A 24729-nucleotide genomic window follows, 5' to 3' on the forward strand; every position below is an offset into this window, starting at 1 on the left:
GTCAAAGTGGACTAACCCCCTACGCTACACTAAAAAGCGTAAGCGGAATATTGAGGAGCCAATGGCTGACGCTGCCAAGATTATGCGCCATAGCCAATTGTTAAATCGATTGGTGATTGACCGCGACACGACGGAAGAATTGGGCCGGATCGATGTGGTCTGGATGCATCCCCCTGCCCATCGGGTCATGGGGTTTATCTGCAAACCTGGTTTTATGACCAAGCAGCGCTATGCCTTTAACCTTAAGCAGCTCTATCGGATTGGCCCGGAAAGTATTTTGGTCTCTTCTGGTGCCGCCGAAACCAATGTCAAAGAAGTGGCCTTGCTGGAAACCCTGATTGGCCTGGAGCTATGGACCGATGCTGGGGAACGGTTAGGTCGGATTATTGATTGCCTCTTTGATCGGCAAACGGGCAATATCACCCACTATCTGTTTAAGTCTGGGGGCTGGCGAGGCTTCACCAGCGGGGTGTATCAACTCCCCCCTCGGGCGGTGATGAGCTTTGGCCGCAAAAAAGTGCTGGTGACGGCTAAGGTCAGTGCAAACTTGAAGGTATTCCAAGAAGGATTAGAAGATCGGCTGGTACAGGTCAGCGATCGCATCAAGTCGGGCTACACCCAAGAACTTGATTCCCTCACCTCCCGCGCTCAAAAGCTGACCCAACAGGCAGAAGAACGACTCCAGAAACTAGCTGAACAAGCCAATGAACAGGTGGAAGCCTTTGGCCAAGCCGAGGAGGAAGAAGACTTCGGCCAACAGCTCCAGGAAAGATCCCAGAAGCTAATGCAGCAGGCTAAACAAAAAAGCCGAGCCCTATGGGAGCGAGTCGAAGATGGTGCCTTTAACCTGACGGAAGAACTGTCTAACCCGGAAGAATCCCGTCCTGCGTCCCGTCCCAATGTGGAAGCGATTACCCAGGAAGATGTCATTAAAAATATTCCCATCGAGGACTTAGAAGATGACGAACCCTGGATCTGAGGCCAGTGCCCTGCTAACCCGTATACCCGAACCGGAGCTAATGGATGATGATGATCAGGCTCGGGCCTATGCAGAAGCAGACTTCGTAGAGCCGCACAATCATTTTGTTCAGCTCCTGCAAGAGACTTTTCCTGAGTTGCCAGAGATGGGCACGGCTCTAGACTTAGGCTGTGGTCCTGGGGATATTACCCTACGCTTTGCCCGCGCTTTTCCAGCCTGGTCGGTGGAGGGATGGGATGCGTCAGAGGCAATGCTGAACTATGGCTATCAGGCCGTAGCCGCCGCCAAACTCCAAGACCGCATCACCCTCAAAAAAGTATATGTACCTCAAAGCGATACGGTTAGCGATACCAAAAGTGATACGGTATCGTTCCCCCTTATTTTTTCCAATAGTTTGCTCCACCATTTAGCTGATCCAATGGCCCTTTGGACGGAGGTCAAACAGCAATCCGGGTTGGGGACTGCGGTCTTTATTATGGATTTGATGCGGCCCGCAAAGCGAGAGACTGCAAAGGATTTCGTCGATCTCTATGCTCAGGGAGAACCGGAGGTGCTACGACGAGATTTCTTTAATTCACTGTTAGCAGCCTATCGGGTGGATGAGGTACAAGATCAGCTAGCTCAAGCCGGATTAGAACAATTACAGGTGCGAGAAGTTAGCGATCTCCACCTTATTATTTGGGGACACATTGCTGAGTAAACGCTAACCTGATGAATCTCCAACCTGTTGCCATTGTCGGTGCTGAACGTTCTGGGACAACCCTATTACGATTGATGCTGCATCAGCACCCCCAGATATCGGTCTGCCCTGAGATGGAATTTATCGTTGACCCCCTGGTACAAACCGATACTTGGCCATCTGTCCAACAGTTACAGGGTGCTCTTCAGGCCAACTGGCTCTTTCGAATTCAGGGCTTTGAAATCGATAGCACTCTGACCTGGAAAGAACTTGCCGACTCATTGCTGGATCAATTTCAGCAACGCCATTCCTGCAACCATATTCTCATCGTTGTCCACCGCAACTTCGACCAACTGATTCGCCTGTGGCCGACCATCCGCTACATCCATATCGTTAGAGATCCCAGAGATGTCGCTCGCTCTGTATTGGGAATGGGTTGGGAAGGTAATGTATGGCACGGGGTGCAGCGCTGGTTGACAGTGGAGTCCATGTGGGAGCAGATGCGTAGAACTCTAGCCTTAGATCAGTTCCTAGAGATTCAGTACGAGGAGCTGGTTGCCCTGCCAGCCGCGACCTTGCAGAAGATTTGTGAGTTTATCGGCACAACCTTTACCCCAGACATGCTGAATTACCCTGACCATAGCAGCTACGCAGCCCCAGACCTATCCTTGGTCGGTCAGTGGCAGCATAAATTATCCCCAAGGGAAGTAGCCTTGGTTGAACACCGTGCCGGGTCTTTGTTGAAGCTACGACACTACCAAGCTAGTGGGATGGAATCGCTAGATCTCTCATGGCTAGATCTAAGCTGTTTAAGGCTTGATAACTGGCTCAAACGAGTTTTGTTCCGCTATCAACAATTAGGTCCCAAGCTGTTCGTAGAAGATTATGCCAGTCGCCAGTTACCTCTCAAGCGCTGGAGAGACTCCGTAGATGACCGTTTGTATCAGTCTTGGGCAAATCGCCTCAAATAGCCTGTTGATCATGACCACCATTGCTTACTTAGTCAATCAATATCCGAAGGTCAGCCATAGTTTTATTAGACCTGACGATTGTTTGGACGTGTCGTAGATTTCATTTTTCTGAATCTTTGAGTCAGGGCACAAATATGCAGGTGCCCCCTTCGCACTTTATTAGTTTACGAAGACAAGGGCATATAGCGAGAAGATAGCTGAGCTGCCATAAAATGCCATAGCAATCCAGTAACAGGTCGGCTCTTGATGACGATGTTTTTTATGAGCCCACTTACCAAACTCGAATGTCCGCCGTCCACCGCGCACCCAAACGGAACCAGAAGTAAATCCATCCCACAGTAAATAGCTCGTCGAAAGCAGCAACACGGCGAATAGAATTTTCTCCACTATGACTTCTTGCCCCTCAATAACAAAGAATGCCGTCACTCAGTGCAACGGCATTCTTTATATTGCCCAATCAACCCTAAAACCAGGTGGGCACTAATTTAGTTTTCAGAGATCAACTATCTGCTGTTAAGCAACACACAGATAAACACCCAAGCTGGTGACAAATCCGCCCATAAACAATTGAGCGAGACGAGCATGGCGTTGAAACATTTGCTGGCAAAACAGACCTAGTCCAATACCGCTCAAATGAAGCAGGGCAGTAGCCACCACAAACCCCAACCCATAGGACAGACCTGACGCAGAGGCTGGCATCTCTGCGCCGTGGGCATAACCATGGAGCAGTGCAAATAACGCCACAATTGCTGCACTCTGACCTATGGGCAAACGAACGGCAGCCGTAATCAAGACCCCTAGCATTAACACAGAAGAGGCAATGCCTTGTTCAGCAAAGGGGATGGCTAATCCGGTGGTGCCAATAAAGCCACCCACAATCATGACCAATACAAACGTTAACGGAACAGCCCATAAGGCGCGGCGCTCCATCTGAGTCGCCCATAGCCCCACGGCGACCATCGCCGCAAAGTGATCTAACCCCCCAATGGGATGGGTAAAACCATGTACAAATCCTACACCATGACTGCCATCAAAATGGGCTTGGGCGCTGACAGGCACTAGCACAATCGCTAGTAGCAGCGCTGGCAGTAGGAGTTGCGATAATCGAATGCTTTTACTCGTCCATCGCAGTGAACGATCTATCTTATTCACAATCTGTACCTCGCAGATATGTTGTAGAAAAGAATGCAATCAAGGGTATTCTGGCTTGTGGTTGAGCAGTATCCTTGGCCAGGGCGTTTGGCGACTTTAGATGGCTAAACACCTTGCAACAGACCTGCACAAACAACTTACAGTTGCGGGACAGCGTCGGGATTACACCGAACTTTCCCCAGTTGTGTGTCAGCCCGCAATGACAGGTTTACGACAGGCTCGACAACAACCTGATGGGTTGCAAATAGCCCTCCAATTCATTGATTGTGAGGTGAGTATATCACTATTACAAAACCCTGTAGCTAAGGATTCATAAAGAATATGTGCGATAGATTTGGAACGTATTCGAAGCTGTAAAGAAACTGCCATGTTAGAGCATGATGTTGTAATCGTTGGGGGTGGCTTGGCAGGGTGCCGTGCTGCCCTAGAAATTGCTCGAAAAGCCCCCGAGCTCAATGTGGCAATGATTGCCAAAACCCATCCCATCCGATCCCACTCCGTTGCGGCCCAAGGGGGCATTGCCGCCACCCTCAAAAATGTGGATGATCAAGATAGCTGGGAAGCCCATGCCTTCGATACCATCAAAGGCTCCGATTACCTAGCCGATCAGGATGCCGTCGCTCTCCTCACCCAAGAAGCCCCAGATGTTGTGATTGACCTGGAACATCTAGGGGTTTTGTTTTCTCGCCTGGAAGATGGCCGCATCGCCCAGCGTGCCTTTGGCGGTCACAGCCATAACCGCACCTGTTACGCCGCTGACAAAACGGGTCATGCCATTCTTCACGAGCTGTACAACAATATTCGTCGCTATGGCATCACTATCTACGACGAATGGTACGTTATGCGGCTGATCCTCGAAGACAACCGGGCCAAAGGCGTGGTGATGTATCACCTCCTGGACGGCGAGCTACAGGTTCTACGGGCCAAGGCTGTCATGTTTGCCACGGGCGGTTACGGTCGAGTCTTTAACACCACTTCCAATGACTTTGCGTCCACGGGGGATGGGTTATCGATGACCGCCCTGGCGGGGTTGCCCCTAGAGGATATGGAGTTTGTCCAGTTCCATCCCACCGGCTTATACCCTGCAGGCGTGTTGATTTCCGAGGCCGTGCGAGGAGAAGGAGCTTATCTGATTAATAGTGAAGGGGATCGGTTTATGGCCACCTATGCCCCCAACAAAATGGAGCTGGCCCCCCGCGATATTACCTCTAGAGCCATTACCACAGAAATTCGCCAGGGGCGGGGTCTCAATCTCGATGGCAGTGCCGGTGGACCCTTTGTCTACTTAGATTTGCGGCATATGGGACGGGAGAAAATCATGAGCCGCGTTCCCTTTTGCTGGGAAGAATCTCACCGTCTAGCAGGGGTTGATGCGGTTACTGAGCCGATCCCCGTTCGGCCAACTGCCCACTATTCCATGGGGGGGATTCCCGTGAATACGGATGGGCGGGTGCGCAATAGTGCCGATGGCTTGGTGGATAACTTTTTTGCAGCCGGGGAATGTGCCTGTGTGTCGGTGCATGGCGCGAATCGGTTAGGCAGCAATTCTTTACTGGAATGCGTGGTATATGGTCGGCGTACTGGGAGTGCGATCGCAACCTATGTCCAAGATCAATCTCTCCCTAGGGTGAATGAAACCCAGTATCTCCAAGAAGCTCAACAGCAGATTAAAGCGTTGCTGGCTCAATCTGGAGATATCCGCATTCACGATATTCGCCAGCAAGTCCAAGATTGCTTAAGTCAACATTGTGGTGTTTTTCGGACCGCCGATATCATCCAAGAAGGCTTAGAACAGCTCCAAACCTATAAACAGCAGTATTCAAATATTCGCCTCGATGACAAAGACACCCTTTGGAATACTGAAATTATCGAGGCCCTGGAATTACGCAACTTAATGGTCGTCGGAGAAGTGATTATGACTGGTGCCCTGCAACGCCAAGAAAGCCGGGGTGCCCATTCTCGTGAAGATTTCCCTACCCGCAACGATAATCAATTTTTGCAGCATACCCTAGCTTATTTTTCCACAGCCGGGATTGAGCTAAAATACATGCCCGTTAATTTAAACCAATTTGAGCCTCAAGAGAGAAAATACTGATTTATATCCGCAAAAGTATCTTTCTATTCGATTTAATATTACCCATCATCATTTTTACTTGCGAATAGTTCTTCTCAATAGCTTTATCTTTAATCTCTTTCAGCTGATCTTTGACCACAGAAAAATGGGTCACAAATTGTTGTGTTCTTGTCCGTATATTTACGGACAGCTCGCCCTAATCTCAATGTTAGGTTGAGCACAGTAACACTGTTATTTAGAGGGTTTGAAGCTTGCGTTATCTCTTTTCTCGTCCGCCAACATAGTTGTATCGTTGTCCAGATTGTTAACAACTGATGGTGTATCCATGTTGTTGACAGTAGCTGCTAGCAGCCATTTTTTATCCCCATGAAGTTTGTGATTAGCAAACTATATGGGGCTTAGTTTTTATGCGACTATTCTTTACTCAAAGCGTTGCATGACCCATTTCTTGGACTATGTTGCCCCGCCTTGAGTTGCGTCTGATCATCCCTTTCTACCAGCACCATGTTTTCGCTTATCCTTAGCTATTACAGACTCCGGCAATCCCCCGAGAACGGCTTGACCCTTTTAGAGCTACTGGTCAGTGTTGTGATTGTGGGTATTCTGTCTGCTGTAGCTGTGCCATCCATGTTTCAGCAATCCCTGAAAGCACGACAAGCTGCTGCTAAAAGCTATATTGGCTCAGTCAATCGAGCCCAGCAAACCTACCGGTTAGAATTTCCAGTGTTTGCGAATAGTATGGCCAATCTCGAAATTGATTTGCCCCTTGCCTCGGATCAATATACCTTTCAATTTGGCATTACAAACTCTACACTGGGAGAATTTCAAGCCATCCCCAATAACAATGATTTAGATGCGATCACAGGCTGTGTATTTGCGACGATTGTTGTGGGATCCTCTGCGACCACTACTAGCTCGATGCTAGAACAGTCTGGGGTAGGGGGAGCACCTGCGGTCCCACCATCTTGTTGAGATCTAGCGTTTGAATATTGTAAGAGTCTCGGATGGTCAGGATCGGTTGTTCAAGGAGTTCTGAGAAAGACCAATCGGGACTAAATAAGTCTTGACGAACAGCCGTTCCTTGTACAAATGCTTGGATGACTAAGCTAGGAATGAAATTGTTTTGACTCGGGTCTAAAATGCCAAGGGTTGTGAATTCTAAACCCAGGTGGAAATCCAACACTACTTCAAGCAACAGCTCAAACCCAAATTGACTGCCACTCATGCCCGCCTCAAAACCCGCCACCACAATTTCACCCACGGGGCTAGTATCAATACCGGATAACACATGAATCAGATCATGAGGCACCAAGATATCGCTAAAGCTTTTCTTTTCGCCAGGTAAGGGAAAGTTGAGATCGCGATAGTACTGATACAGTGCTTTCCCCAACGTGCCTTCGGGTAACTCCCCTAAAGTTTGATACTGCCGGGCTGTCTTCGGATCACCAATGTATTGGTGCATGGCACCAACCATACATCCCAGTTTTTGCCACCATCCTCCGGGCAAAAGTTTTACGAGCGATCGCACGGAGTAATCCCACAGCAACCCTCGCAACTGTCCTGCATGGACCTGCTTTAAGCTCTTTAATGTGTGGGGTTGGTGTTGGCAAGCTTGAGCAAACTGCTGCACTAACTCCACTTCAGCCGTTTCCACCTGCATCGATAGGTAGGGCATCAGAATTAGAAATTGCAGCGCCAGTTCTTGATGTCTACCTATTAATTCACGGCCCATTACCTCTGGGCTAATAATAGGTAGGTCCTCAATCGACCTTTGCCATTGGAGCAGATGATCTTGAATTGCCTGCATCATGTCTTTAGCTAAAGGATGCATTGGCCGTTGACCCTGAAGCGTGGCAACGGTTTTCAGACTGGATAGCAGTGTGACGGACTGGTGTTCATTCCAAGCCATATCCCGAAAGTAAGGTGGATTGGACAATGGAGTGGTCTTAGAAGTAGGGCTGACGGGCGTAGCGATGGTCGGCATAGTGGAAACCCTAGTGACGATACCTTTATATTGACCGACCAGTCGGTCAAATGTCAAGTCGAAAGATGAAAGCTCTACAGTAAAAGACGCAGGAACCGCTATGATGACGCCATGAGTCCCAAAATTGTTGACCGAGAAGCTAAACGCCAAGCGATTCTGGCTGCTGCGATCGCAGTCTTCGCCGAAAAAGGGTATCACGCCACCAAAATGGCCGACATTGCCCGCAAAGCTGAGATGGGCAAAGGTACCCTTTATGAGTATTTCCGCACCAAGGAAGAACTGCCCAAAAGCATTTTTGGCCTGATGCTCGAAGCATTCGATCAGGAAATTTCGCAACTAGAGCAGGCCCATGCTGATCCTGTAGACGCCATCATGGCCGGGATTCAACTCTGTTTTCAGGATCTGGATGAATTTGCTTATGTCACTCCTTTAGTCTTCGAAATTCTAGGTAATAAGGATCTGGATCGATCGATTGGGTTAAGTGAAGATTTTAAACAATGGCTGGAGGGCATCAATCAGTTCTTTATTGCTCAGATTCAAGCCGGTCAAGCTCAAGGGAAGATCTCGTCAAAGCTCTCTGCCCCAATTTTTGCCCGCATGCTAGTGAGCATCTTAGATGGCATGGCAACCCATTATTGTATGTTTCACTTTCAACCTGATTTTTTTATGGCTCAGGTTAAAGCCTTGGAGGATATGGTGTGCTCCTATCTAGTCTCCTCAATCGGGGACAAGCAATAACAATTAACCATATCGATTCTTTTCAGGTTGGCTTTCAGCGGCCAAGCAGAAAAGTAAGACTAGACCGCCTATCATTGGGACAAAGTTTACAAATAGCCACCAACCACTACGCCCGGTATCGTGCAAGCGTCTTATTGACACGGCAATAAATGGAATAACCATCACCAAACTGTGTAAGCCATTTAATAAGCCAAATTCTGGAAATCGACGTAATGTTACCCCAGAAATCCCCAGCATTGACTTAACCAGTTCATCTCCAGAGATTCCGAGATACTCATCTATCCGAATTAGGACAGAAGAAAATAAAATCACAAAAAGAACAAAGTACCAAAATTCTTTTCGTCTTGCTCTACCACTGTAGTCCCAATATTTTCTTAGAACATAGAAATACCATTTCATATCTGAACTACCAGTTTCCAGATTCATTACAGATACAAACGAATGTGATCTATTCGGCCACAGCAAAATCAACTTGAAACAAAACTTCTTAGAGGTAAATCTAGTAATGAATAATAAGTCAGATTTTTATCTAACCAAAATCTAAACTACTAAATTTTGATTGGATTACTGAAGGCTATTCCAGAACTCTTTTTTGATAAATATCAAAGATAAACTATGAGTTTCAGTCTCAAGATATACATAGAAGACCAGAGATATTATTTCATTGAATTAAATATTCTATAGTTATATATTTAGAATTTGTACAAATAAAAATTATGATATTAGATGACAGACGTAAATCACATATGAAAAAATACAATAAAGAAAATCATGAATCGATAGAAATTAAAAACCAACACATATTTTTATCCATGTAACAAATTTATTGGCATATTCTTAATATTAATTCTAGCGATGGTTAATAATTTGCTGGCATGGCTTATTACAGCTATATGTACAGGTTTTTGTTTACTTTCTCAAGAGTTAGTGAAAACCACACTCTTGTCTAACAATGCTTCCGAAACTGTGCCTATAGTAACTGGTATTTTACACTTAGCATATAATTTTTCTCAAGAAGATCGATTTGGGATGAACTATTTCAAGACATTTGAAGATCTATTTTTTAGATTATTCTATGTGGCTTTAATTCTTTCTTTAATAATATTTTATATTGCATTTTCTTATTTCAATAAAAATATTTCTAAAGTGTTTCAGATTGGATTTGGATTGATATTATCTGGATTAATCAGCAATTTTTGTGAGTTAGTGTATTTTGATGAAGTAGCAGTATATATTAACTTTCAATTGTCCAGCATTCCTATATTCAAATTATCAGATCTATTTATTTTCTCTGGCCTAGTCACGTCAGTATCTTCTATTGCCTGGAGAATAATCCGAGGAAAAACTTCTAAATAATTATTGATTGCATTGAGATTCATGTTAGCTTCAATCTCATTCAGGGAGCAGTGAAAATAGTCTCATACTCTATGGAGAAATTTCCCTACAAGCATAGTGAAACTGATCGGATTTAATTCGATTACACCATTGGAGCTGGAGCTAGATGTCTTTTGGTAAAGAACGGCTTATTATGAAGGAAAGTTAAGACAGCAGCTTCCGTTTACCATGACCACTCAGGTACCCACCCACCCACCGATTGAAATCAAAACTTGGATTTGGCGAGGTCATCAGATCAAATACACCGTCAAAGGCACTGGACAGCCGATGGTCTTGATTCATGGCTTTGGTGCTTGTATTGGTCACTGGCGCAAAAATATTCCAGAGCTAGCCGAAGCCGGATATCAGGTCTGGAGCTTAGATCTACTAGGGTTTGGCGACTCTGATATGCCCGCCATCGATTACTCCCTAGAAGTCTGGCAAGACCTGTTCAAAGACTTTTGGGAAGAATTTATCCAAAAGCCCGCCGTCTGGGTAGGGAACTCCATTGGCGGATTGCTGGTTTTGATGATGTTGGCCGACCATCCCCACATAGGCACCAGTGGCGTTTTGCTCAACTCTGCTGGCAGTATGAACATTCGGCGAGAAGAGGCGATCCTGCCCCTACGAGTTGTGATGGGGCCGATGCGGATGATGATGCGCTCCAAACTGTTCGGGCCATTTTTCTTTAATCAAGTCCGAGGCAAGCGAGCGATTCGCAACTCCCTGTTCCAGATCTATGGCAACAAAGAAGCGATTACGGATGAATTGGTAGAGATGCTGCATAATCCATCCTGCCGGGAAGAAGCCTGCCATGTCTTTCTTTCTGTTTTGACCGGGCCTCCCGGACCTCGCCCGACCGAGTTACTGCCTCGAATTAAGCAACCTCTCCTTTTGCTGTGGGGTGAAGATGATCCTTGGGCTGCCTTACGTACAGCAAAGGTCTATCGGGATTTGAGTGCTGATCCCAATGCCGAGCCTAAAGTCACCTTTGAAATTATTGCCAAAACCGGGCATTGTCCCCATGACGAGCGTCCCGAAATCATCAATCCGATGATTATTAATTGGCTGAAAGATCTGCAGGCTGCTTAGAGGATCTGACCGTTACTGACAATCACGTCTTTGTACCAATACGCAGAGTCTTTGAGCGTTCGCTGTTGGGTCTCATAGTCCACGTAAATAATGCCAAATCGCTTGTCATAACCAAAGGCCCACTCAAAGTTATCTATAATTGACCAGAGGAAATAGCCCTTGGCCTCAATGCCGTCGTCAATGGCTCGACCATAGGCTTGCAGGTATCGAGTTAGGAAATCGATGCGCTGGGGATCATGGACTTGGCCATCTCGATGAACCCAGTCACAGTTCGCCATGCCATTTTCTGTAATCACAATGGGCAGCTGATATCGTTCATAGATAAACCGAGGTCCCCAATAGAGGGCCTCTGGAATGACGGGCCAATCCATGGTGGTTCGGGGTCCGCCGGGTGGATGAGGGATAGTGGTTACACAGCCATCTGACTCCGCTCGAACCGTCTGACCTTGGTAAATATTCAAACCATAGAAATCTAGAGGTTGGCAAATCGTCTCCAGATCACCGGGTTGAATGTTGGGCATAATCTGATGAAACCGAGCCATGCCATCTTCGGGATAATGCCCCAGGATCAACGGATCGGCGAACCAAGTATTGTTCCAACAGTGCTTACCGCTGACGGCCAAGGTACTAGATCGGGCTGCCGCAATATCGTCAGGATGATCGGTGGCGGGTATAGAGACAATCCCTACTAACGCCGTGCCAATTTGGGGTGGACGTTTGGCCTGAGCGCGAATCACTTGGACGGCTTTACCATGGGCCAGCAAGGAATGATGAATGGCGGTCAGGACTTCACTAAAACTCAGCTTTAGACCAGGGGCATGGTCTCCCGATTGGTGACCCAAGCCAATAAAACATTGGGGTTCATTATGGGGCATCCAGTGGGTAACGCGGTCCGACAGCCGATCCACCACCACTTGGGTATATTCTGCAAACCAATCCGCACTGTCCCGATTCAGCCAGCCACCCTGTTCAAATAAGGCTTGGGGATAGTCCCAATGAAACAGCGTTACCCAGGGTTCGATATGGTGTTCGAGGAGTGTATCAATGATGCGATCGCAATACTCCAATCCCTTCTCATTCACCTGCCCAATCCCATCCGGCAAAATGCGCGGCCATGGCAAAGACAGTCGATAGGCCTGCAGGCCAATATCTGCCATTAGCTGAATATCTTCTGCACATCGATGGTAATGATCACAGGCAACCTCTCCCGTATGTCCCCCAGCCACTTTATGGGGTTGGCGACACATCACATCCCACACCGAGAGGCCCTTGCCATCGGCCTCAGCGCCTCCCTCAATTTGATAACTTGCAGCCGCAGCCCCCCAGACAAACCGATCAGGAAATGGCATCTTTATCGCTTCCTATTGCAACGGACCAGATTCAGCATAGACCACTCTTGTTTGCGGTATGTTGCAGCCCCACGGCCAGAGCGATCCCGTAAAATCCTTTACCCTGAAAGCATTAGAGGCATCTTTGTGATTAGCTTCAGGTGATTTCTGTGAGATGTGTCACTGAGTAACCCCAATGGAACTGGCATTGTCTAGACATAGATGTTCTGGGGAATACCCAAGATGGTTAGCACTTGTATCGCACCAACACCAACTTTACTCAATAATCGCTATCAGATTGTTCGCATCCTTGAGGACGGACCCTGGAGCATTGCCTGGTTGGCTGAGGATACACAGCTTCCTTCTCGTCGGCAATGCGTTATTCGCCAGGTCAAGCCCCTGACCGCCGATGCAGACATTCAAAAACAGCTTTGCGATCGCATTCAAGCAGAAATCGAAATCTGGCAAAAGCTAGGCGGCATCCATGACCAAATTCCTTGGTTATCCAGTTTTGCCGATAGCACTGGCCAAGTCTATCTCATGGAAGAATGGGTACCAGGCCTCACTCTCACCCAAACCGTGCAAGAACAAGGCGCATTAGACGAAGCGACTGTTCAACAGATCATGACCAAGCTTCTGTCTTTGGTCGATTATCTACACCAAAATCAAATCGTCCACTGTACCTTGGAACCCAACAATATTATGTTGCGACAAGACGACAATAAGCCTGTCCTTCAGTATGGCGGCATGTTAAATCAGGTCATTGCCAACACATTTCTGGACAACAACATTCGGCCCACCCCTTGGATATCCACATCTGGCTTCTTACCCCATGAGCAGGTCATCCTCGATCAGCACTACTACTCCAGCAACCTTTACAGTTTGGGTCTGATCGGCATTTATTTGTTGACCGGGCAAGATCCTTACGATCTGTTTAACCTCAACACCGGGTCCTGTGATTGGAATACCCAGACCTTAGACCCAGATTCAGCCTTTGCTGCCATTTTGAACAAAGCCATTGCTCGATTCCCAGGAGAGCGCTTCCTAACCGCTCGGCAAATGATGCAGGCTTTGGCAGCACCCGGGCAATTCGTCCAACAATCCCTCTCGGTTCACTCCACGCTAGTGGAGCAAATGGGAGCCTATTTAGATTCATGCCTCCTGAGTCTAAATCCCTCTGAGCCACCCCTTAATTCCTATTCGGGATAGTCAAGTCTCTCCTCCGAACATCTTAAGTTTGCTTTGGGTGATACCCATCACGTTAACAGCGTGATAGCTCTCAGTCGTGGTCAGTGATGATTCTCATCGCTGACCTTTTGTATATCTGGGATTCTAAACATATCCCCCAAGAGGAAGAGCCAAGGGTTTGCGACTAGGGTTCACTTCCCAAATGAGGGTATTGATGACTGAGAGAAAATGAAATGGTTAGCAATTTCCTAAACAAAAACACTCACGCCTCTAAAATCGCTTGGCAACTCCAACAAAGCGGCGAAGCCCTGAGATCAACATGGGTGAACTCAGCCCAACCAGTGCCAGCAGCCTCCCCCAACCGCAATCAGGCCAAAGTTGCACCGGATGTTCGTTCTTCACTCTTCCAAACCTTAAGCACCCCTGCCGATATGCCTTCTTTAGGAGAGCTGATCGCCCTTTCTTGCCACCGTCTAGTCTCCTATATTCAGCTGTCTCGCTTTCTGCCCATCTATGTTAAGCAAGCTTGGATTCGGCAAATTAGAGTGATTGATTTACACCGCTGGCAAGCCGGATTAGCCATTGTCGAAGAACTGTATTTCGATCACCGCTGTGCCCAGACCGACTACCGTCCTGGCCATGACATCTTTGGTGACAACCTCAACCAAGACCAGGATTTCAACGCCGAGATGACTTGCATTGAGCACGAACTCAACACGATTGAAATGATCCTTAAATATGCTGAAGCTTCGGCTGAGGATCTCTAGCACTTCAATGACTACAAATGGACTCTACACATCGAGATAGCTGTGACAAAAAAGCCCACCGATTGGTATGAATTCCTCTTTTTATTCAGTCTAGCAATAGTGTTCGGAGCGGTTGCCTTGCCGACCATGGGTGGTATCTGGACCTTACCTGGGTGGCTAATCCTGATGCTGACTCCAGTTGGTTGGGTCCTCTACATTGCCATAGACGCAACATTGACGAACCTATACCAGAAGAAAGGGGCCGTCCTCCCTTTCACTGTATTTGTTTTGGGTAGCATCATCGGTGCCATGATACTGAGATGGCTCCAGTTGCTATTGAGCTAGAAGATTGATTGGGTTGAAATTCTTGCTCAACAGTCATCTCTGCCCTGTATGAGCCACCATAACGAAAAAGTACAGCCTTAGACTCCAGCCCTCTCCATAAACTGCACTAGCCCCCAGCCATCAACCGCTTGCTGCAAGTTGGATCGGTTAATTCTGATCCAAGGTTCACACAACACCCAAATCACCCTTCTTCCTAGCCAATTCAACCACACTCCTATTAGCAGCTCACAGCTCTACTGATATGGGCTATATATTCGCTTTAGATTTTACAGGAAAAAATATAAGCAAGATATAAGACACCAAGCTGTCTATTATGATTATTTTTGGGGAATTATAGTCAAACAACCGAATTATTGTCTAAAATTGCGATTATTTTCTACACTAACGCTGACAATGATTCATTAACAACATCCGGCAATTATGACTGTACCCCATGCAATATCTCTCTATTAAGGGACTAGGGAGCTAGTGAATGCGAGCCGTAGCCAACTACCTACGATCGCGACCAACTGACTATAGAGTTATTTGTAGTAAATATTTTCTAGTATTCCTTACGTTAGGGTTCATTGCCTACGATTTCACGCAAATTGTCCCCAAGATTGGATCCCTATCTCGCACCGTTTTACCCGCTTTACCGATCTGTTCTTCACTGTTGATTTTAGGGGCCTTAAGAATTTTTCTACCCCAACGTCCACCTAAATGGATTCAAGGGCTCTTAGTTTTTGTCTTGTTTTTTGTGCAAGCCAGGTACCTTCTATGGCGAGCAACTCATACTCTTGTTTTGAAGGGGCCAGAAGCTGTTTTGTGCATTGGCCTCTTTGCTTATGAGCTACTCAGCATTCTGAATAGCTGGACGAATAATACTTTAATCTTACGGTCACCCAACCGCAGTAGTGAAGCCGATCAATATAGTCAGTGGGTGCAAAAAACCTTTAAGCCCAGCGTCGATATTTTAATCCCCACTTATAACGAATCTTCCAAAATGTTGGAGCGCACGCTGATTGGTTGTAAATCTCTGAAATATCCTAAACAACAGAAGCACATTTGGTTATTGGATGATGGCCAGCGGCCCGATATCCAAGCCCTCGCTCAAAAATGGGATTGCAATTATCTCACTCGGCCGATTAACGACCATGCTAAGGCAGGCAACCTCAATCATGCGTTACAGCATGTCAATAGTGACATTGTGGTTGTTTTTGATGCTGACTTTGTCCCCCTCAATCACTTTTTAGAACGAACCATTGGATTTTTCAAAGCAGACGATAATTTGTCTATGGTCGTCACCCCCCAAAAGTTCTACAATCCAGACCCGCCTCAAAAGAATCTAGGCGGGCAGTTTATTACGGATGAACAAACTGATTTTTACCAAGTGATTCAGCCTGCACGTGATTCTGTCAACGCCGTGGTTTGTTCAGGTAGTTCCGTGCTGTATCGACGTCAACATTTAGATGCCATTGGCGGTATTCCTCTGGATACCATTGTTGAGGACTATGCAACAGGCATTTTAATGCAGGCTCAGGGCTATAAAACCGTCTATTTAAACGAACTACTGAGTGTCGGGTGTGCCGCCAACAATATTAATGAATATCTCAAACAACGGATGCGTTGGGCTGAAGGCACGTTAAGGATGGTGATTAGCCAACATAATCCGCTGAGGTTGCCTGGTCTCACCTTTATGCAGCGGTTTACCTATGCCTCTGGCACATTATATTGGCTAGAAGAGATGCTGAAGACTTTAAGCTTTTTGGCTCCCCTGTTCTACCTGTTCTTTGGGTTCAAAAGCATTGACATCACCTTAGGGGAAGCCAGTACCTACACCTTCTATAACTATTCCCTGTCTATTATTGTGATGAGCTGGATGCGAGGCAGCGTCTTGTTATTGATTATCTATAACCTATTACAAGGGTTTCATATTTTCAAAGTGATATTGAAAATATTTTTATATTCTCAAATCTCTGATCCCTTCCACGTCACCAATAAACAATTAGATGGTTTTGGCATCAGGTTCAATTTTCATAGCTTGGCACATCTTTTTGTCCTCTTCGGACTAACGCTCTTAGCAATGATAACTGGCTTATTCCACCACACAGGCGATGACCTGTACATTATCAATCTTATTTGGGCCCAAGTGAATCTAATCTTTTTGGCAACAGCGCTAATTGCTGGCGTCAGTGCCGATCATGATCGGGGACATCCTCGCGTCTTTTCGGATGAAGTTTGCCAGGTCACCCCTCCAACCGGACAGAGCATGATGGGGCAATTTATAGATATTTCGGAAGCAGGCTGTCGCTTTAAGACCAACCACCCGACTGCCCTAAACCTTTTTGAAACAGTTGAATTAGCCGTTCCCCGGACGAGCCTACGCATGATGGCTGAGATCCGTAACCAACAAAAAAACGGCATGGTATACGGCTGCATGTTTAAAGAGGTCGATGCAGTCACCCTCTGGAAAATTGTTAACTTTACCTATTGCAGTCCCCAGAACTGGAAACTACCTCGACTTCCGACTGAGTGGGATACGATCCGTGCGATCGCATCTGGCTTATATGGCCTTTATCCTTTTCGCAATCTTAAGCAATCCTGTAAAGTCAAGCCACGCTAAAAGTCATCACTACAGTTAACGATTCAACAGTCCTGACCCATAAAATTAAATACACCTAAACCGTCATTCTGGAGCGACACCTGTGTACTATTGAGATCGGACGGATCAATTACGATCTAAGTGTTTCCCCTGATTTGCTTGAGACACATCATGAATTATGCTTGTGCCTAGGTAAGCAGGAGTCTTGTTCTTACTTCGTTTAAGATAAAGATTGCACCTAAAAAAGGTAGATTTAGACTATTTGAATAACTCACGTTGTCTATAGATCTAGTCCAATCAAGGTAAAGATACTCTTGATCAATTTCCTGGTACCCATTTTAGTTTTGGCCCGCTCAACTCAGAGCCCAAGATAATGGCACCTTGTTGATTTAAAGCGAAATTCTCGTAAAAATACGGAGTATTCAAAGTTAGCTAGAGCGTCTTAACAGGGAATCCTTGAATGAAGAGCTGTGGGTCTCATGGAGGTAAAAGGGAAGAGAGACATGACAACAGTAATGGTAGTTGATGACAGCCCCACCATGCGTGCCATGCTAACGGATATGTTACAGCGCAATGGTTTAGAGGTCATTGAAGCTGAAGATGGTCTAGCAGCTAAAACGATGCTGCAAGACAGTAGCTATCCAGACTTGGTAATCACAGATATCGTGATGCCTCGCATGAACGGCTATGAATTGTGCCGCTGGGTCAAAAATGACCTGACAGACCGAAACTTACCCGTCATTATGTGCTCTACCAAAGGTGAAGCATTTGATCGACATTGGGGGATGAAGCAAGGGGGAGATGCTTACATCACCAAACCCTTTAACCCCTCAGAAATGCTCGATTTGATTCGTAAGCTGCTCAAAACCCGGGCCGAGTCCTAGGGGTTGGATTAGCCACTATGGGCATTGAGATCGAGCGTAAGTTTCTCGTTACAGGAGAAGCATGGCGATCCATGGGACAGAGTATCCCTCTTGTTCAAGGATATTTAGCCGGAAGTGATCAGGCCACCGTCAGGGTTCGTATTGCTGGAGACACCGGTTTTCTCACCGTTAAAGGAAGAGTCAAAAACCTAACGAGACAAGAGTTTGAATATGAGATCCCAGTGGCTGATGCTGAAGCCATGATGGATCTCTGCCAGCCAAGAGTTGTTGAAAAAACCCGCTACAAGATTCCGATAGAAAACCTCATTTGGGAGGTTGATGAGTTTGCTGGCACTAATCAAGGGTTAGTCTTGGCTGAAGTAGAGCTAACCTCTCCTGAACAGTTTGTGAGCTTACCCAGTTGGATCGGCCTAGAAGTATCGGATGATCCGCGATATTTCAATTCATACCTAGCTGCCCATCCCTATTCAACTTGGCCTAACGGGTCAAGCCCTCATCCAGAATAAGGCAACTGGCATTATTTATGATATCAGCCCTCATGTCTAAGGCATGAGGGCTGATTGCTGTTCAGGCCGGGTTTTATCCCTTACTATCCCCATTGAGGTTCAAGAGAAATGGCATCTGCCCGCCATCTTTGCCACTGCCACTAATCAAAACACGAGGCATTTGAGATCCGCCCTGTCTCCAGGCTTCAATCGCTTCTTTTTCTAGCACCAACTTGCCCCCTTGATCTTTCAAGGTTTCAGCTAATAGTCGTTGGGCTTCGGCCTTACCCTTAGCACGGTTCACTTCAGCCAGGGCTTCTTGCTCAGCCTCCCGGGCCACATAAACCGCTCGCTGTGCGCGTTGCTCAGCAATTTGTTTCTCTTCAACGGCCTGAGCAAATTCTGGGGAAAAGTCTAGATCCACAACGCTAGTATCCAGCACGATAATGCCGTATTTTTCCAGTCGCTTACTCAAAGCGTCATCAAAATCAGATTTCAGAACTTCCCGTTGGGTAATCGCTTCTTCGACGGTGCGGCGAGAGGCAGCAATCTTAAAAGACTCCTGAGTCTGGGGCGCAATAATTTTGGAAACAATATTTTGAAGAGACCCTTGCTTCCGTCTGACTTCTACCACTTCCGTTGCATCGAGTCGGAAGTTAATGGCAAACCGGGCGGTAAGGTCTTGAAGATCTTTAGTCGAACTCTGGGCGGGAACTTCAAATTTTTGAACCGTTAAATCATAAACATCGACTCTGGAAATAAAGGGAGCTTTGACATGGATCCCTTCCAAGAGCGCTCCATCCCGTGCTTTTCCCAAAATACTGAGCACGCCAGCTTGACCGGGATTGATAATCACAACAGAACTGAGGCCCAACAGAACCAACAACGCAATGATAATTCCGAGATTTGCTGGATTCCAATCCTTCATGCTTAAGCCTTTTTGGTAATCTTGCCTTTCTCAGGGTAGCTGATTTATCTCTTCCGAGGGCGCGGATTTAACGTCAATCTTTCTGGAGAGCTGCTGGGGTAGGGTCACTGTGAAGAGAGTCCCCTGCTGCAATCTACTGCTAACACTCATTTGGCCTTGGTGATTGTGGCAAATCGCTTGTGCGATCGCAAGCCCCAATCCCGTCCCCATCACTTTGCCAGAAGAAACAGGTTGCTGAGTCGCCGGTATTAACGACCGCTGTCGAGCCGGATCCGCTCGGTAAAACCGATCAAACACATGGGGAATTGCCTCCGCCGGGATGCCTAGCCCCTCATCTTCAACCATCGCTTTTAGGTAAGGTATGCCTTGTCGAAGAGACTGTTTGAGCGTCACCCTAACTCTGCCCTCTGCAGGGGTGTATTGAATGCCATTACTCACCAAATTGGTAAACAACCGGACCAGCTGATCGTAATCTCCAATCACCGAAAAGGGCTCTTCACTAGGGACCGTTTCTGCCCCTGTCTCTTCTAAATGCAAATGTAGATGAACCCCCTTACTCGTTGCTAAGGCTCTTTGGTCTTCCACCACTTCCATCAACACAGCATCCAACGGACAAGGTTGATAGTCAATCTCGAGCATGCCACTGTCTTGGCGGGCTAAAAACAATAAGTCATCCACCAAGCGTCCCAGACGCTGAGTCAGCCGCTCAATCACTTCCAGCTGCTGCCGTTGCTCAGGCATCTCCAGTTCGGGATCCGCTAACGCTACTTGCACATTTGTTTGGATCAGTGCGATCGGATTTCGCAACTCATGGGAGGCATCCGCCGTAAACTGCTTCAGATGCTGGTAAGAGTCTTGAATGGGTTCAATCGCTAACCCTGAGAGGAACCAACCTGTCATCGCCACTAACCCGACTAACAAACTCGTCCCTAAGCTCAGGTCAATAAACAATTGACGAGCAGGTTTTGTCACCTCAAACCAGGGATGGCTCACCCGCAGATAGCCCAGCACATTACCATTCAACATGACCCGCTGAGTGAGCTGCCGCAACAAGTAATCGTCTGCGATTTCAACCGTTTCGCCACGGTAGCCCAAACGAATGGGAACCTCTAATACTTCAGATAGAGTTGACCATAGCAAATCACCCTCCGCACTAAACCATTCCAAGTCAATTCGGTCATCATCCACCGCATCCGGTGGATCACCAAAGCTCGCTTCTAAATTGACAATAAACGGAGAGTCTAGAGGGGAAAGATCAGCATTACTCGCTTCGACGACTAGCGAACGCTGTACCACCTCCACCACATGGCTCAACGTATCATCGACCCGCTCAATCAAAGTTCCCCGTACATACAGATAAAAGCCGCTAGCAAAAACCAGCAGCAAAATCGCAGTGACCCCTGTATACCAGAGTGCTAATCGCCGTCGAGTTGTTTGGAACATGCCGTCAAGACTATTCTGATGCCGTTTCTAAAGCCAGCCTTTCCTTATCTCGCTTCCGCTTCTTGGCATAAAGCTGAATTGTCACCACCATCGCAATCACCATGGCAAAAATCACCCATACTGTTGTATCCGTTGGCAGACTATTTTTGAAGACCGCCAACAGCACAATGGCGACTAGCATCAATGTTGGCGCTTCATTTAACGCCCTCAATTGCTGCCCCGACCAACCACAAGTTCCTTCTTCTAGTTTTTTCATCAACCGACGACAGTAGAAGTGGTACACCAGCAGCAAGGCGACAAACGCTAATTTAACCTGCAGCCATCCTTGCTTCAACAAATCTGGTTGGGTTACAAGCATACCAATCGCCATCGTCACCGTCACCATCATGCCAGGACTAGTAATGATGCTATAAAGACGCTTTTCCATCAGCGTATACTGCTGCTTGAGAATAGCAGGTGCGGGCTCCGGTTCCTCGTTGGCTTCTACGTGATAGATAAATAAGCGGACTAAATAAAAAAGTCCTGCGAACCAAACAACAACGCCAATAATGTGAAATGCTTTGAACCAAAAGTAAGCCATAAACCTGCCAACACTTCAAAGAACCTAAAATCCATCCTAAACTAACCCTTGCCATAGCAAGAGCGCGACGAGGCGTTGCGTTATCTTCCTTAAAGATTGGGGGTCAAACGCAGATTCTCATAGAGTTGAGACAGTCATCAAGAACTAACTGTTCACAGCAACGTCGATCTACCCTGAATAGCAAAATCTTCAGTGCAATCTCTCGTGATTAACTTCTACTATTTGAAGTGATGGTCTGATAGAGAAATTGCACTGAAGATTTATGCTTCTACTAACGGAGGGCATGTCACGCTAGTCCCTCCTAATCCACAATAGCCACCCGGGTTTTTTGCCAAGTATTGCTGGTGATAATCTTCCGCATAGTAGAATTCAGGAGCATCCAACACTTCAGTCGTAATTTCGCTGAGGCCAGCTTTTTGTAAGGCATCCTGATAAATCTTCTTGGAAGACAACGCTAGCGCTTTTTGCTGATCAGAGTAGGTGTAAACCCCAGAGCGATATTGCGTGCCCACATCATTCCCTTGCTGCATCCCTTGGGTTGGATTATGGCTTTCCCAAAAAACTTGCAGCAAGCTTTCATAGCTAATTTTTGAGGGGTCAAAAATGACCATCACCACTTCGTTATGCCCGGTCATACCTGAACAGACTTCTTGATACGTTGGGTTAGGCGTTATACCACTGGCATAGCCCACAGCAGTCACATACACCCCTTCTTGTTGCCAAAAGCGTCGCTCAGCTCCCCAAAAACACCCCAAACCGAACATGGCTTGTTCCATTCCTTCAGGAAATGGAGGTTTGAGAGCATGACCGTTGACAAAGTGCTTTTCAGGAACAGGCATTGGCGTTGTTCGACCTGCTAATGCCTCCTCCGCAGTAGGTAACGTGAGCTTTTTCCCAAATAATCCAAAAAGAGCCATAGTACCAAAAATTAATTGATGAAGAACAGAGAGATACTATCTTCAGGGTAACGAATTCATGGATGGGCACGTTTCCCTTGACATGTCATAGATCAACATCTCCAGTAGCCACAAGCGTGAAAGATTAGAAGGCGAATCTATCGCTATTGCATCGTTCAATGGCACTGACTTAAGAAGTCAGGAAAAGGCTACAAGTCTTGATAGATATAGGATCAAGACTTGCACGCCATAAACTTCTGCCTTTCACTATGTCTGAGTCAGCCGAAATTCTCAAGCAGCAATTTTCCCAAAGCCTGGGTTTACCGTGGACAGATATCCTTCCAGCCTCAAGGTTAGAGGAACTCCTGAAAGAAGAAGCATTCTCCTATCGCAACCGGATATATAGCCCCATCGTTACGCTGTGGGCCATGCTTTACCAAGTGCTATCAGCCGATAAAAGCCTTCGTAACACAGTCAAATGCATCACGACTTGGCTCACAGCGGCTGGCATCCAACCGCCCTCATCTGATACCGGAGCCTACAGCAAAGCCAGAAGTCGCTTTCCAGAGTCACTGTTGCAACGTTTAATTCCCGAAAGCGCTGAGTGCTTAGCGCAACCCCTCTCCCCAGAGCACCTCTGGTGTGGTCGGCCCGTCAAGGTCTACGACGGAACCACCGTGTTGATGGCTGATAGTGCGGCCAACCAAGCATCATATCCACAACATGGCAATCAAACAGCAGGCTGTGGTTTTCCCATCGCTCGCTTGGTAGTGTTCTTCTGTTTGGTTACCGGTGCAGTGGCGTCAGCTTGTATTGCCTCCTGGGACACCAGTGAAATTGTCATGAGTCGTTTGCTCTATCAAGACCTTGAGGTCGGTGATGTGGTCATGGCGGACCAAGCTTATGGCAGCTATGTTGATCTAGCCATCATTCAACAACACAGGGCTGATGGAGTGTTGCGTAAACATCATGCTCGCAAGACTGATTTCCGCAAAGGCAACAAGCATGGCATTGGTGATCATCAGGTGACATGGCATAAGCCAGCCCAACGGCCTGAGCACATGAGTGAGCAAGATTTTGCCCTGATTCCTCAAACATTGGTCGTTAGAGAGGTGTGTTTGCGCTTATCCCTTAAGGGCTTTCGCGACCAGCACATTATTGTGGTGACGACGCTGCTGGATGCTCAACGCTACAGCGCTGGGCAACTGACTCGCTTGTATGGCTGGCGTTGGCCAGTGGCGGAAGTCAATCTGCGCCATCTCAAAACCACCTTAAAAATGGAGATGCTCAGTGCCAAAACTCCGGATATGGTGCGCAAGGACATTTGGGTACATTTGTTGGGCTATAACCTACTCAGAAGTCTCATGGAACTTGCGGCACCGCTAGCAGATAATGCTAGAACTCAACTGTCTGTGCAAGGAGCACGACAACACTTCAATCAGATGCTTGCTTTGTTGGCGACAGCCAACCGTGCGACCAGAAAGCGGTTGTTTACTCATCTACTTGAGACCATGGCAGCCGATCTATTACCCTCTCGACCGAATCGGCACGAACCGAGAGTCGTCAAACGCAGACCCAAATCTTTCCCGCGAATGCGACAACCTCGCTCTGCTCTCAAAGCTAAGCTAGCTGTTTGATTGAGCTTAAGTCAGTGCCATTGATTGCATCGTTCAATCTCTCAACGCTGAATCTACAACGCTATTTTACAGACAATTATGTAGATAAAAACACTGAGGATAACTTTAGAAGTTAGTTTGAGCAGCAAAACAGATATGAAAATTTTTTCGGATTCCATAGATACAATACTTTATTTGATCGGAAAACACTGAGGGAATCCATCGTTATTTTATTTTCAGATTATAAATATCAGAGTATTTACTGAGGTAGCCATATTTCTGAAGTAGCTACGCTAGTTATAGAATTCCCCACAAAATAAATATTCCGTATTTTCTCGCAATAAAAAATCTAAACACTCAATGATAAATCAATAAATCAGATATCAATCGATAGACTAAGCTAACCGTCAAAGCTTTTCCATAGCCAGAACTCACTTTTATCACTATTTTATTTTTTAATCAGGCTAAAAACAAAAGCAAAAGAAATTAAATCAGAACAAATAAAGCTTCATTATCTCTCTTCTAATCAAGTTATACATTAGATGAAGTTTAATGACGTTAATTCATACACGGCAATGCCAGTATTGATATATGGCCTTCTATATCAATAGAAATTCGTATGTCCAGATCACTCATTTTTATGAAAGTCTCATCATCAAACACACA

At 46.6% G+C, this 24729-nt stretch carries 24 protein-coding genes and 1 riboswitch; of the genes, 15 read left to right on the forward strand and 9 right to left on the reverse strand.

The window, feature by feature from the left end; translation table 11 throughout:
* Window positions 1–61: 61 nt before the first annotated feature.
* From AM1_RS12575 to AM1_RS12585, 3 genes are read left to right on the forward strand one after another with little or no spacing between them, the layout of a single operon-like run.
* Window positions 62–979 (forward strand): PRC-barrel domain-containing protein, encoded by a 918-nt coding sequence (locus AM1_RS12575; protein WP_012163226.1) that lies wholly within the window; start codon window positions 62–64, stop codon window positions 977–979.
* The gene (locus tag AM1_RS12580; RefSeq protein ID WP_012163227.1) at window positions 960–1679 is read left to right on the forward strand and encodes a class I SAM-dependent methyltransferase; all 720 of its coding nucleotides are present in this window, start codon (window positions 960–962) and stop codon (window positions 1677–1679) included. Before AM1_RS12575 ends, AM1_RS12580 begins: the two co-directional genes overlap by 20 nt.
* A gap of 11 nt (window positions 1680–1690) precedes the next feature.
* Window positions 1691–2629, forward strand: a complete 939-nt coding sequence (locus AM1_RS12585) for a sulfotransferase family protein (protein WP_012163228.1) — start codon at window positions 1691–1693, stop codon at window positions 2627–2629.
* A 159-nt stretch (window positions 2630–2788) separates the two neighbouring features.
* Here the strand turns inward: AM1_RS12585 and AM1_RS42165 are convergent, their stop codons facing one another.
* Window positions 2789–3055 (reverse strand): hypothetical protein, encoded by a 267-nt coding sequence (locus AM1_RS42165; protein ID WP_041659777.1) that lies wholly within the window; start codon window positions 3053–3055, stop codon window positions 2789–2791.
* A gap of 87 nt (window positions 3056–3142) precedes the next feature.
* On the reverse strand, window positions 3143–3781 hold the full coding sequence (locus AM1_RS12595; RefSeq protein WP_012163230.1) for a HupE/UreJ family protein: 639 nt from the start codon (window positions 3779–3781) through the stop codon (window positions 3143–3145).
* 23 nt (window positions 3782–3804) lie between these two features.
* Window positions 3805–4021, reverse strand: a riboswitch (cobalamin riboswitch).
* Window positions 4022–4148: 127 nt separating this feature from the next.
* Between AM1_RS12595 and AM1_RS12605 the strand changes: the two genes are divergently transcribed.
* The gene (locus AM1_RS12605; RefSeq protein WP_012163231.1) at window positions 4149–5876 is read left to right on the forward strand and encodes a succinate dehydrogenase/fumarate reductase flavoprotein subunit; all 1728 of its coding nucleotides are present in this window, start codon (window positions 4149–4151) and stop codon (window positions 5874–5876) included.
* Window positions 5877–6359: 483 nt separating this feature from the next.
* Window positions 6360–6827, forward strand: coding sequence for a type IV pilin-like G/H family protein (locus tag AM1_RS12610; protein ID WP_041659785.1), 468 nt, complete (start codon window positions 6360–6362; stop codon window positions 6825–6827).
* Here the strand turns inward: AM1_RS12610 and AM1_RS12615 are convergent.
* Window positions 6766–7839, reverse strand: coding sequence for a hypothetical protein (locus AM1_RS12615; RefSeq protein WP_041659788.1), 1074 nt, complete (start codon window positions 7837–7839; stop codon window positions 6766–6768). The two genes, AM1_RS12610 and AM1_RS12615, sit on opposite strands and share 62 nt — an antisense overlap.
* A 111-nt stretch (window positions 7840–7950) precedes the next feature.
* On the opposite strand from AM1_RS12615, the gene AM1_RS12620 reads away from it, so the two are divergent.
* Entirely contained in the window at window positions 7951–8577 is a 627-nt protein-coding gene (locus AM1_RS12620; RefSeq protein WP_012163234.1) for a TetR/AcrR family transcriptional regulator, read from the forward strand.
* Between the two features lie 3 nt (window positions 8578–8580).
* Here AM1_RS12620 and AM1_RS12625 read toward each other — a convergent pair whose 3' ends face one another.
* On the reverse strand, window positions 8581–9003 hold the full coding sequence (locus AM1_RS12625) for a DUF805 domain-containing protein (protein ID WP_202947656.1): 423 nt from the start codon (window positions 9001–9003) through the stop codon (window positions 8581–8583).
* A gap of 429 nt (window positions 9004–9432) precedes the next feature.
* Here AM1_RS12625 and AM1_RS12630 point away from each other — a divergent pair, with 429 nt between their 5' ends.
* Window positions 9433–9933 carry a signal peptidase II gene (locus AM1_RS12630; RefSeq protein ID WP_041659791.1) on the forward strand — a complete coding sequence of 167 codons (501 nt, stop codon included), beginning with the start codon at window positions 9433–9435 and terminating at the stop codon, window positions 9931–9933.
* A 207-nt stretch (window positions 9934–10140) separates the two neighbouring features.
* The gene (locus AM1_RS12635; RefSeq protein ID WP_012163237.1) at window positions 10141–11043 is read left to right on the forward strand and encodes an alpha/beta fold hydrolase; all 903 of its coding nucleotides are present in this window, start codon (window positions 10141–10143) and stop codon (window positions 11041–11043) included.
* Here the strand turns inward: AM1_RS12635 and AM1_RS12640 are convergent.
* Complete coding sequence (locus tag AM1_RS12640; protein ID WP_012163238.1) at window positions 11040–12392, reverse strand: GH1 family beta-glucosidase; 1353 nt, start codon at window positions 12390–12392, stop codon at window positions 11040–11042. The two genes, AM1_RS12635 and AM1_RS12640, sit on opposite strands and share 4 nt — an antisense overlap.
* Window positions 12393–12614: 222 nt before the next feature.
* Here AM1_RS12640 and AM1_RS12645 point away from each other — a divergent pair, with 222 nt between their 5' ends.
* From AM1_RS12645 to AM1_RS12670, 6 genes are all read left to right on the forward strand, one after another.
* A complete protein-coding gene (locus tag AM1_RS12645; RefSeq protein WP_012163239.1) occupies window positions 12615–13580 on the forward strand; it encodes a serine/threonine protein kinase in 966 nt (321 codons plus the stop codon).
* A gap of 212 nt (window positions 13581–13792) precedes the next feature.
* Window positions 13793–14326, forward strand: a complete 534-nt coding sequence (locus AM1_RS12650; RefSeq protein ID WP_012163240.1) for a hypothetical protein — start codon at window positions 13793–13795, stop codon at window positions 14324–14326.
* A gap of 42 nt (window positions 14327–14368) precedes the next feature.
* Window positions 14369–14650 (forward strand): hypothetical protein, encoded by a 282-nt coding sequence (locus AM1_RS12655; RefSeq protein WP_041659792.1) that lies wholly within the window; start codon window positions 14369–14371, stop codon window positions 14648–14650.
* 472 nt (window positions 14651–15122) lie between these two features.
* Window positions 15123–17252: a glycosyltransferase gene (locus AM1_RS12660; RefSeq protein ID WP_012163243.1), complete on the forward strand. Its 2130-nt coding sequence runs from the start codon at window positions 15123–15125 to the stop codon at window positions 17250–17252.
* Between the two features lie 482 nt (window positions 17253–17734).
* Entirely contained in the window at window positions 17735–18115 is a 381-nt protein-coding gene (locus AM1_RS12665) for a response regulator transcription factor (RefSeq protein WP_012163244.1), read from the forward strand.
* A gap of 17 nt (window positions 18116–18132) precedes the next feature.
* Complete coding sequence (locus AM1_RS12670) at window positions 18133–18621, forward strand: CYTH domain-containing protein (protein ID WP_012163245.1); 489 nt, start codon at window positions 18133–18135, stop codon at window positions 18619–18621.
* Between the two features lie 73 nt (window positions 18622–18694).
* Here AM1_RS12670 and AM1_RS12675 read toward each other — a convergent pair whose 3' ends face one another.
* The 4 genes from AM1_RS12675 to msrA form a co-directional block, all read right to left on the reverse strand.
* Window positions 18695–19528, reverse strand: a complete 834-nt coding sequence (locus tag AM1_RS12675; protein ID WP_010471733.1) for a prohibitin family protein — start codon at window positions 19526–19528, stop codon at window positions 18695–18697.
* A 30-nt stretch (window positions 19529–19558) separates the two neighbouring features.
* Complete coding sequence (locus AM1_RS12680) at window positions 19559–20971, reverse strand: sensor histidine kinase (protein WP_012163246.1); 1413 nt, start codon at window positions 20969–20971, stop codon at window positions 19559–19561.
* A 10-nt stretch (window positions 20972–20981) separates the two neighbouring features.
* On the reverse strand, window positions 20982–21551 hold the full coding sequence (gene hemJ, locus AM1_RS12685) for a protoporphyrinogen oxidase HemJ (RefSeq protein ID WP_012163247.1): 570 nt from the start codon (window positions 21549–21551) through the stop codon (window positions 20982–20984).
* Between the two features lie 260 nt (window positions 21552–21811).
* A complete protein-coding gene (msrA, locus tag AM1_RS12690) occupies window positions 21812–22468 on the reverse strand; it encodes a peptide-methionine (S)-S-oxide reductase MsrA (RefSeq protein ID WP_012163248.1) in 657 nt (218 codons plus the stop codon).
* 197 nt (window positions 22469–22665) lie between these two features.
* Here msrA and AM1_RS12695 point away from each other — a divergent pair, with 197 nt between their 5' ends.
* Window positions 22666–24084: an IS4-like element ISAcma16 family transposase gene (locus AM1_RS12695; RefSeq protein WP_012162310.1), complete on the forward strand. Its 1419-nt coding sequence runs from the start codon at window positions 22666–22668 to the stop codon at window positions 24082–24084.
* Window positions 24085–24729 lie beyond the last annotated feature (645 nt).

This window comes from Acaryochloris marina MBIC11017 (assembly GCF_000018105.1).
Lineage (GTDB): Bacteria > Cyanobacteriota > Cyanobacteriia > Thermosynechococcales > Thermosynechococcaceae > Acaryochloris > Acaryochloris marina.